General features: G+C 73.7%; 3 protein-coding genes. All 3 read right to left on the minus strand.

Features of this window, described 5'->3' with window-relative positions; all coding sequences use genetic code 11:
* On the minus strand, nucleotides 1–1,076 hold a 1,076-nt coding region (locus ACWD3D_RS35165; protein WP_451464744.1), incomplete at its 3' end, for a beta-ketoacyl synthase N-terminal-like domain-containing protein.
* A 94-nt stretch (nucleotides 1,077–1,170) separates the two neighbouring features.
* On the minus strand, nucleotides 1,171–2,439 hold the full coding sequence (locus ACWD3D_RS35170) for a type III PLP-dependent enzyme (RefSeq protein ID WP_451464745.1): 1,269 nt from the start codon (nucleotides 2,437–2,439) through the stop codon (nucleotides 1,171–1,173).
* Nucleotides 2,440–2,561: 122 nt separating this feature from the next.
* Nucleotides 2,562–3,139: acyl carrier protein (locus ACWD3D_RS35175; RefSeq protein WP_451464746.1), on the minus strand; the 578-nt coding region annotated here is incomplete at its 5' end.

Raw genomic sequence — 3,139 nt, forward strand, 5'->3', positions numbered from 1 at the left:
GATGGGGTCTGCCGGTGCATCAGGCGCGGGCCTGTGTAGGGCTTGGGCTCCGGCTCTACACCCCCGAGGGACTGGCCCCCGGCCAGCGCCAGCGTGCACTCGCCGCGGCGCAGCGCGTTGGCCGCCAAGTGCAGTGCGACCAGCGAGGACGAGCACGCGGTGTCGATGGTCAGGGCCGGGCCCCGCAGGCCGAGGGTGTAGGCGACACGCCCGGACAGGACGCTCGCCGCGTTGCCGGTCATCAGGTGCCCGGCGACGCCCTCGGGCGCGTCGTGCAGGTGCGGTCCGTACTCCTGGTTCTCGGCGCCGACGTAGACGCCGGTGCCGGTGCCCGCCAGCGAGAGCGGGTCGATGCCGGCGTCTTCCAAGGCGTGCCACGCGGTCTCCAGGAGGAGCCGCTGCTGCGGGTCCATGGCGACGGCTTCGCGGGGGCTGATGCCGAAGAACTCGGGGTCGAACCGCGCGCCGGTGTCGAGGAACCCGCCGCGGTCGACGTAGCTGGTGCCGTCGCGATCCGGGTCGGCGTCGAAGTAGTCGGTGAGGTCCCAGTCCCGGTCGGACGGGAACGGGCCGAGGACCTCGCCGCCGGTCTCGACCAGTCGCCACAGGTCCTCGGGTCCGGCGATCCCACCGGGGTAGCGGCAGCCGATGCCGACGATCGCGATCGGGTCGTCGGCGGGCGCGGCGGCGGGGCCGTTCGCGCCCGCCGGGCGGGGGCGGTGCGCCGGGACGGGGGCAAGGCCGAGCAGTTCGGAGCGCAGGTACTCGGCGAGCCGTGCGGGCGTGGGGTGGTCGAAGGCCACGGTCGGGGCGATCGCCAGGCCGGTGGCGGTGGCGAGCCGTTCCTGCAGGTCGACCAGTGCCAGCGAGTCCAGGCCCAGGTCACCGAAGGACAGGTCGTCGCCGGCCGGGTCGGCGGCGGGTCCGCCGTCGGTGTGCTGCCCCTCCCCCGGCCGTATCCGCTCACGTGCCGCTTCGGCCTGCTCGCGCACCAGGGAGAGCAGCACACGTCCTTGCTCCGGCGCTGTCAGCTCGCCGAGACCCGACAGCACACCACTGGGCTGCGGCCCACTCATCGAATCGCTCCGCTCCGGGATAGGCACAGCACAACAGGCACGGCAACAGGCACAGCAGCGGGCGGCCCGGCCACAGGGACGGGGATCGGCCCGGTCATCGCGGCGAACGGCTGTGCACGAGCTGCGACGCGGAGACCACCGCGCCGCCGCGCACGGCGACCTCGGTCGGCGCCGGGCGCCCGAGAAACATCAGCAGGCTGGCGGTCGGCCCGTAAGCGCCGGTGTTGGGGATCGCCACCAGGTCGCCGGGTTCCAGCGCGGGCAGCTCGATCTCCCGGCCGAGGACGTCGCCGGGCGTGCACAGCGGGCCGACCAGCGAGGCACGGGCGGTCGGACCGCCGGTCCGGCCGGGGGCGACGGGCTGGGCGGCGACCGGAAGCAACCGGCCCAGTCCGGACATGCCGCCGAAGGTGTTGATCCCGGCGTCGGTGATCACGAAGGTGCGGCCGCGGCTCACCTTGACGTTGGTCACGCCGGCCAGCAGCGTGCCGGAGCCGCCGGCCAGGTAGCGGCCGCTCTCGAACGCGATCCGCGGCGCGCCGCACCGCCAGCCCGGGACCGCCAGGTCCAGCGCGGCTGTCAGCTCGGCGCGCAGCTTGGGGTAGCCGGCCCGGGGGCCGGGGACGCCGTAGGGGACGCTGAAACCGCCGCCGATGTCCAGCACCCGCAGCGGCAGGTCCAGCTCGCGGCTCAGCTCGGCCGCGAAGCGCAGGGTATTGCCGAATTCGGCGATCAGGTTTTCCTCGTCCGCGCAGTTGCTCAGCGGGAAAAAGTGCATGCCGGCGAGGTCGACGGCGCTCAGCCCACCGGAGCGCAGTTCGGCCAGCGCCTGCGGCAGCACCTCGCTGTCGAAGCCGAACTGGGTCGGCGCGCCGGTCATCCGGATGCTGGTGGTGGCGTTCGCCGACGAGGCGTTGACCCGCAGCAGCGCCTCGACCCGGACTCCGCAGCGGGCGGCCACGGCGTCCAGCCGGCGCATGTCGGTGACGGAGTCGGTGGAGAACAGACGGACGCCGGAGCGGATCGCCTCGTCGAGTTCGCGTTCGGTCTTGCCGGGGCCGGTGTACAGGCAGTCGGCGCCGGACAGGCCGGCCTCCAGCGCGGCGGCGAGCTCGCCGGTGGAACTGATCTCCGCGCCGCACCCCGGCACGTCGGGCCGGCCGGGCTGCGACGTGGCCAGGGCGCGGACCAGGTCGGGGTGCGGGTTGGCCTTGAGCGCGTAGTAGACGTCGACGCCCTCGGGCAGCCAGGAGAACAGGGCGGACTTGGCCTCGTCGACGTCGTCGAGGTCGTAGACGTACAGCGGGGTCCCGTACTGCTCGGCCAGCTGAGCGTGGAGTTCTTCATCACCGAGGCGTGGCATGGCCGCGAATCTAGGCGGGAGCCCGAAACGGCCGGTACCCCTAGTGACCGACTGCGGAGGCTCGGCCGGACGGGCACTAGGGGTACCGGTAGGGGGTGGGTGCAGGGTACGGCGGCCGGGGGTCAGCCTTCGTCCTCCTCGTCGAACATCAGCAGGTCGATGAGCTCGTCGGCGCCCATCGCGTCGATGTCCGCGTCGTCGGCCACCGGGTGCTCGCCGGCCTGTTCGGCCTTCACGCCCGCCAGCTCCAGGAGGGTGTCCAGCACCCCGGTCAGCTTCAACTGCCGCAGCGGGATCGACGCGAACGCGGAGCGCAGCTTGGCCAGGTCCTCCTCCTCAACGCCCCCGGCCCCCCTCGCGTCGCCCGGGCCCGCGGGGCTCCGCGGCAGCAGCGAGGCCAGCAGGTGGTCGGTCAGGTCGGCCACGGTCGGGTAGTCGAACGCCAGCGTCGCCGAGAGCCGGAGCCCGGTCGCGGCGGCCAGCCGGTTGCGCAGCTCGACGCTGGTCAGCGAGTCGAAGCCGAGGTCCTTGAACGCTGTCTCCAGCTCGATGGTGGCCGCCGACAGGTGCCCGAGCACGGACGCCGCGTGGACCTGAACCAGCTCGGCGACCAGCCGCCGCGCCTGCTGGACGGCGAGCCCCGCGAGCCGCTCGGCGAAGGACGGGTCGGCGGCACCCGGCTCTCCGGCGGGCCTGTTCC

This window comes from Streptomyces sp. NPDC002690 (assembly GCF_053592415.1).

Bases quoted from the DNA above. Each gene is read 5' to 3' on its own strand.
- ACWD3D_RS35170 (WP_451464745.1), bottom strand. From the start codon at position 2,439: ATGCCACGCCTCGGTGATGAAGAACTCCACGCTCAGCTGGCCGAGCAG.